This window comes from Streptomyces griseicoloratus (assembly GCF_014534645.1).
In the GTDB taxonomy this organism is placed as follows: domain Bacteria; phylum Actinomycetota; class Actinomycetes; order Streptomycetales; family Streptomycetaceae; genus Streptomyces; species Streptomyces griseicoloratus.
The window spans coordinates 1-7,577 of the sequence record NZ_JACVQF010000240.1; the positions used below are offsets into that span (position 1 = coordinate 1).

A 7,577-nucleotide genomic window follows, 5' to 3' on the forward strand; every position below is an offset into this window, starting at 1 on the left:
CTGCTGGCCGAGCGGGTGTGCGTCGGTCCTGACGCGGTGGCCGTGGTGGCGGAGGACGGGGAGGTGTCGTACGGCGAGCTGGACGGGCGGGCGAACCGGCTGGCGCGGTTGTTGCGGGCGCGTGGTGTGGGGGCGGAGTCGGTGGTGGGGGTGTGTCTGGAGCGTGGGCTGGATCTGGTGGTGGCGCTGCTGGGCGTGCTCAAGGCCGGGGCCGCGTATCTGCCGCTGGACCCGGAGTATCCGGCTGGGCGGCTGGAGGCTGCGGTCGTGGATGCGGACGCGGTGTGCGTGCTGAGTACGCGGGCGCTGGGCGGGCGGCTGCCGGAGCAGACGCCTCGGGTGCTGGTCGACGATCCGGAGATCGTTGCGGAACTCGCGGCATTGCCGTCCGCGCCTCCGACCGGAATCCGCCTGTGCCCGGACAGCCCCGCCTACGTCATCTTCACCTCCGGATCCACCGGCCGCCCCAAAGGCGTGATGATCCCGCACCGGGCCCTCGGCAGCTTCCTCGCCGACATGGGACGGCGGTTCCCGCTCGGCGCGGACGACCGGCTGCTCGCCGTCACCACCGTCGGCTTCGACATCGCCGGGCTGGAGCTGTTCCTTCCGCTCCTGCACGGTGCCCGGCTCGTCCTCGCCGGAGCGTCCACGGTGCGGGACCCGGTCGCGGTGCTGCGGACGGTGACCGAGGCGGGGATCACGATCATGCAGGCCACACCGAGCCTCTGGCAGGGCGTGGTGGCCGCGGAGACCGGTCAGCTGCGCACCGTACGGGTCCTCGTGGGCGGCGAGGCGCTGCCCGCCGTACTCGCCGGCGAGCTGCGGGAACGGGCCCTGTCGGTCACGAATCTCTACGGACCGACGGAGGCGACGATCTGGGCGACGGCCGGCACCGTCGGAGACGTCCCGGCGGCCGGGCCGCCGATCGGGACACCGCTCGCCCGGACCCAGGCGTACGTCCTGGACGCGTCCCTGCGCCCCGTTCCCACCGGAGTCGGCGGCGAACTGTACCTGGGCGGCGCCCAGCTGGCCCTCGGATACGCGGGGCGCGGCGGTCTGACGGCCGAGCGGTTCGTGGCGTGCCCGTTCGCTCCCGGTGAGCGCATGTACCGCACCGGAGACCTGGTGCGCTGGACCACCGACGGCCGGCTCGCCTATCTGGGCCGCACCGACCACCAGGTGAAGATCCGCGGCTTCCGCATCGAACCGGGCGAAGTCCAGTCCGTCCTGACCGAACTGCCCGCCGTCTCCCAGGCCGTGGTGATCGCCCGCGAGGACACCCCCGGGGAGAAACGGCTCGTCGCGTACGTCGTACCGGCCGGGCCCGGCGAGGGGCACGACGGACCCGGCGCCGGCGACGATCACGACTCCCGGCGCGGGGGAGAACTGTCCACGCAGGTACGTGAGTTCGCGGCCACACGCCTGCCGCACCACATGGTGCCCGCCGCGGTCCTGGTGCTGGACGCACTGCCACTGACGGTGAACGGCAAGCTGGACCGGGCCGCCCTGCCCCCGCCCGACTTCGCCGCCCTGGCCGGAGGCGGCAGGGCCCCGGCGACCCCGCAGGAGGAGTTCCTCTGCCGCGCGTTCGCGGAGGTGCTCGCCCTGCCCGAGGTCGGGGTCGACGACGACTTCTTCGCCCTCGGCGGACACTCGCTGCTGGCGACCCGCCTGATCAGCGAGGTACGGGCCGCACTGGGCGTGGAGGTGCCCATCCGGGCCGTCTTCACGCACCCCACCCCGGCCGCGCTCGCGACCCGCATCACGGAACAGGAACACCCGAGTCGGCAACGGACAGCCAGGCCCGCTCTGCGGCCGATGCGCAACCAGGAGGAGTCCTGATGATCCCGCTCTCGTTCGCGCAGCGCCGGCTGTGGTTCCAGGCGAAGCTCGAGGGACCGAGCACGACCTACAGCACTCCGACCGTCCTGCGGCTGACCGGTGACCTCGACCGGGAGGCGCTGGACGCCGCCCTGAGAGACGTACTCGAACGGCACGAGGTGCTGCGCACGGTCTTCCCGGAGGCCGACGGCGAGCCCTTCCAGCGGGTGCTCCCGCCCGCGGAGTGCGGATTCGAGCTGACCGTCACCGAGGTGACCGAGGACGGGCTCGCGGAGGCCCTGGGCCGGGCCACCCGGCACGTGTTCGACCTCGCCCGGGACATACCGCTGCGCGCCTGGCTGTTCCCTCTCGCAGCCGAGGAACACGTGCTCGTCCTCGTGGTGCATCACATCGCCTGGGACGGCTGGTCGGTGGGGCCCCTGGCCAGGGACCTGTCACGGGCGTACACCGCCCGCCGCCAGGGGCACGCCCCCGGCTGGGAGCCGCTGCCGGTGCAGTACGCCGACTACACCCTGTGGCAACGCGAGCTGCTCGGCTCCGAGGACGATCCCGACAGCCTGCTCAACCGCCAGCTGGACCACTGGCGTGCGGTCCTGGACGGTGCGCCGGAGGAGCTCCCGCTGCCCGCGGACCGGCCCCGCCCGGCCGCAGCGTCCCACCGCGCCCACCAGGCCGAGCTGGACATCCCCACCGAGCTGCACCGACGCCTGGCCGCGCGGGCCCGCGAACGCGGCGTCACCCTCTTCCTGCTGATGCAGACCGCACTCGCCGTCACCCTGCACCGGCTCGGCGCGGGCACGGACATCCCCATCGGCTCACCCATCGCCGGCCGCACCGACAAGGCCCTCGACGACCTCGTCGGCTTCTTCGTCAACACCCTGGTGCTGCGCATCGACGTGTCCGGCGACCCGACCTTCGACGAGGTGCTGGCCCGGGCCAGGGAGACCGGCCTCGGCGCGTACGAGCACCAGGACGTGCCCTTCGAACGTCTGGTGGAGGAACTGGCCCCGGCCCGCTCCCTGTCCCGGCTGCCGCTGTTCCAGGTCATGCTGACCGTGCAGAACACCGGCTCCGCCACGCTGCGCCTGCCCGGCCTCGACGTGTCCGCACTGCCGGGCGGCCCGGCCGCGGCCCGCTACGACCTCCAGGTGATCGTCGGCGAGACCACCGACGCCCGGGGTGCGGCGACCGGCATGGGCGGCGTGGTCACCGGCGCGGCCGACCTGTTCGAGGCGCGGACGGTCGAGCGGTTCGCGCACTGCCTGGTGCGCGTGCTGTCCGCGCTGGCGGACGACCCCGCTGCCCGGATCGGCACCGTGGAGGTGCTGGACCCGGCCGAGCGGCGCCTGGTCCTTCAGGAGTGGAACGACACGGCGGCCCCGGAGCCCACCGTCCTCGTCCCCGGCCTGTTCGCCGCACAGGTGGCGCAGGACCCGGACGCGGTGGCCGTCGTCGCCGACGGACGGGCCGTGCCCTACGGCGACCTCGACACCCGGGCGAACCGGCTGGCGCACGCGCTGCGCGCCCGGGGCGTGGGGCCCCGGTCCGTGGTGGCGCTGTGCCTGCCGCGCGGGACCGACATGATCGCGGCGATCCTCGCTGTGTGGAAGGCGGGCGCGGCCTATGTGCCTGTCGACCCCGGCCAGCCGGCGGAGCGGACCGCGTTCGTGCTGGCCGACAGCGGTGCCCGGGTCGTCGTCGCCCCGCGCGAGACCGCCCGCGGCCTCACATCGCAGGCCGTACCGGCCCTCGATCCGGCGGACCCCGAGGTGGACGCGGCGCCCGCGACCGCACCGGACGGGGACATCCTGCCGGACCACCTCGCGTATGTGATCTACACGTCCGGGTCGACCGGCCGCCCGAAGGGAGTCGCGGTCACCCACCGGTCACTGGCGAACTACGTGGCGCACGTGCCCGGCCGGATCGGGTTGGGCGGCCCGGGATCCCGGTACGCCGTCCTCCAGGGACAGGGCACCGACCTGGGCAACACCGTCGTCTTCGCGAGCCTGACCAGCGGCGGTGAACTGCACGTGCTCGCCGAGGAGTCCGTCACCGACCCGGTGGCCGTCGCCGCGTACCTCGCCGAACACCGGATCGACGCCCTGAAGGCCGTGCCCTCCCACGCGGCGGCCCTGGGCGCCGACACCCTGCGCCCCCTGCGCACCCTGGTCCTCGGCGGCGAGACCGCTCCCGTCGGACTGGTCGGCGACCTGCTGGCGAGGGGCATCGAGGTGTTCAACCACTACGGTCCCACGGAGACCACGATCGGCGTCGCGACCACCCGGCTGACCGCGGCCCACGTCGACAGCGGGATCATCCCGGTCGGCTCACCCGTTGCGAACACCCGCCTGTACGTCCTCGACGCGTCTCTGCGCCCGGTGGCCCCCGGCGTCGTGGGCGAGCTGTACGTGGCCGGAGCCGGGCTCGCGCGAGGCTATGCGAACCAGCCCTCGCTCACCGCCGAGCGCTTCGTGGCCTGCCCCCATGCGACCGGCACACGCATGTACCGCACGGGGGACCGGGTCCGCTGGACGGCGGACGGGCGCCTCGTGTTCGTCGGCCGTGCCGACGACCAGGTCAAGATCCGTGGCTTCCGCATCGAGCCGGGCGAGGTCCAGGCGGCCCTGGCCGCACACCCCCGGATCGCCCAGGTGGCCGTGGTGGCGCGGGAGGACAGCCCCGGAGACCTGCGCCTGGTCGCCTACGTCGTACCAGCCGACGCCGCCGGCACCTCCGACGCCGCTGCCGAACTCCCCCGCTCCATCAGCGAGTTCGCCGCCGAACGGCTGCCGGAGCACATGGTGCCCCCGGCGGTCGTCGTCCTGGACGCCCTGCCGCTGACCGGCAACGGCAAGCTGGACCGCGCCGCACTGCCCGCCCCGGCGTACGCGACGGGCGCCGGGCGGGGCGCGGCCACGGTGCAGGAGGAGATCCTGTGCCGGACCTTCGCCGACGTACTCGGGCTGGACCGCGTCGGTGTGGACGACGACTTCTTCGCCCTGGGCGGGCACTCCCTGATGGCGGTCACGCTCGTGGCGCGGCTGCGGGCGCGCGGCATCACCGTGCCCGTCCGGGCCTTCTTCGAGGCACCGACGCCCGCCCGCCTGGCCGCCGTGGCCACCGCCGCCCAGGTCCGGGTGCCGGAGCCGCGCATCCCGCAGGGCGCCGACGAGATCACCCCGGACATGCTGCCGCTCGTCGAGCTGGACGAGGACGAGGTGGCGCGGATCGTGGCCCGCGTCCCCGGCGGCGCCGCGAACATCGCCGACGTGTACCCGCTCGCCCCGCTGCAGGAGGGCATCCTCTTCCACCACTTGCTCCAGGCGGACGGCGACACCGACGTGTACGCGTCGCCCAGGGTCGTCGAGTTCGACGCACGCGAGCGGCTGGACGCGTTCCTGGAGGCGTTGCAGCAGGTGGTGGACCGGCACGACATCTACCGCACGGCCATCCTCTGGGACGGGCTGCGCGAGCCGGTGCAGGTGGTGCTGAGGCAGGTGACCCTGCCGGTCCGGGAGACCGTCCTCGACGGGGACGGCGAGCCCGTGGCGCAGCTGCTCGCCGGGGGATCCGCCCGGATGGACCTGGGCCGGGCTCCGCTCCTCGACGTGCGCATCGCCGCCGAACCGGGCACGGACCGCTGGCTGGCCCTGCTGCGCATCCATCACCTGGCGCAGGACCACACCACGCACGACGTGCTCCTCGCGGAGCTCGCCGCCCTGCTGTCCGGCCGTGGCGACACCCTCCCGGAGCCGGTGCCGTTCCGCGACTTCGTGGCGCAGGCGCGGCTCGGCGTCCCGCGGGAGGAGCACGAGCGGTACTTCGCCGGGTTACTCGGCGACGTGACCGAGACGACGGCGCCCTTCGGACTGCTGGACGTCCACGGCGACGGGCAGGACGTCGTCCGGGCGCAGCTCGCCGTCGACGACGACCTCAGCCGCCGGGTACGGGGGACGGCCCGCTCCCTCGGGACCAGCGCGGCCACGCTGGTCCACCTCGCCTGGGCACGAGTGCTGGCCGCGGTCAGCGGGCGCGACGACGTGGTCTTCGGCACGGTGCTGTTCGGCCGCATGAGCGCGGGCGGCGGCGCGGACCGGGTCCCCGGCCTGTTCCTCAACACCCTCCCGGTGCGGGTCCGCGTCGACGCCACCGCCGTCGCCGACGCCGTGGCCGGCATGCGCGGCCAGCTGGCCGACCTGCTCGTCCACGAACACGCGCCGCTGACCCTGGCCCAGCAGGCGAGCGGGGTCCCGGGCGGCAGCCCCCTGTTCACGTCGATCTTCAACTACCGGCACAACCGGACCGCCGCCCAGGCCGCCACCGGCGGGCACGACCCGCACGCCGCCACCGGTCCGGACGGCCGCCCCGGCGGCGTACGCACCAGGCACTTCCGCGAGGCGACGAACTACCCCGTCGCCGTCGCCGTCGAGGACTACGGAACCGGCTTCGCCCTGACCGTCGACGCCGTGGCGTCCGTGGACGCCCCGGCCCTGTGCGCCCTGCTGCACACCTGCCTGGACAACCTGGCCACCGCCCTCACCGACGGCCCCGACTCCGCCTACGCGGCGGTCGGCATCCTCGGCGCCGCCGACCTCCACCGCACGGTCGAGGAGTGGAACCGCACCGCCGTGGAACTGCCGCGCACCTCGGCGGCGGCGCTCTTCGCCACCCGGGCGGCCCGCACCCCGGACGCCGTGGCCGTCGTGGCCGACGGCACCCGCACGACGTACGGGGACCTGGATGCCCGGGCCAACCGGCTCGCGCACGTCCTGCGCGACCACGGCATCGGCGCCGGCTCCGTCGTGGGCCTGTGCCTGCCGCGCGGGACCGACCTGGTCGCGGCCGTCCTCGGCGTCTGGAAGGCCGGCGCCGCCTACCTGCCGCTGGACCCCGAACACCCCGCGGAGCGCCTCGCCTTCATGCTCGCCGACAGCGGCACGCGCCTCGTCGTCGGGCCGGCGGACACGACCCGGTCCTTCGCGGCACCCGGCACCGAGCTGCTGGACCCGGCCGCCCCGGACACCGCCGCCGCACTCGCGGCCGCCCCCGCCCACGCACCGCTGACCAGCACGGACCCCGACGAGACGGCCTACGTCATCTACACCTCCGGCACGACCGGACACCCGAAAGGCGTCGCCGTCACCCACGCCGGACTGCCGAGCCTCGCCGAGGGACACGTGCGCCGCCTCGGCGTCGGACCGGGCAGCCGGATCGGCCAGTTCGCGTCAGCGAGCTTCGACGGCTTCGTCTGGGAATGCTGCATGGCCCTCCTGTCGGGGGCCGCGCTGGTCGTCGTCCCCGCGGAGCACCGGACGGGCACCGCACTCGCCGCGTTCCTGACCGAGCAGACCGTCACCCACGTGGCCCTGCCGCCCGCCGTCCTCGCCACCCTGGAGGAAGGTTCCCTCGACCCCGACCTCACCCTCGTGGTGGCCGGCGAGGCATGCCCGCCCGAACTCGTCGCCCGCTGGGCCCCCGAGGTGACGATGTTCAACTCCTACGGCCCGACGGAGACCACCGTCGACGCCACCCTCTGGCGCTGCGACGCCCACGCCGACGCCGTGGCCATCGGCTCCCCCGTGATCAACACCCGCGTGTACGTCCTCGACGACCGGCTGCGGCCGGTACCCGTCGGTGTGCCCGGTGAACTGTACGTGGCCGGTACAAGCCTCGCGCGTGGTTATGTCGGCCGGCCTGGTCTGACGGCGGAGCGGTTTGTGGCGTGTCCGTTCGGT

At 74.3% G+C, this 7,577-nt stretch carries 2 protein-coding genes; both read left to right on the top strand.

What is annotated here, in order from left to right; all coding sequences use genetic code 11:
* Nucleotides 1-1,842, top strand: a 1,842-nt coding sequence (locus H0H10_RS38790; RefSeq protein WP_188185945.1) for a non-ribosomal peptide synthetase, incomplete at its 5' end; no start/stop codon positions are given.
* A partial coding sequence (locus tag H0H10_RS38795; protein ID WP_188185946.1) for a non-ribosomal peptide synthetase occupies nucleotides 1,842-7,577 on the top strand: 5,736 nt, incomplete at its 3' end. The genes H0H10_RS38790 and H0H10_RS38795, both read left to right, overlap by 1 nt.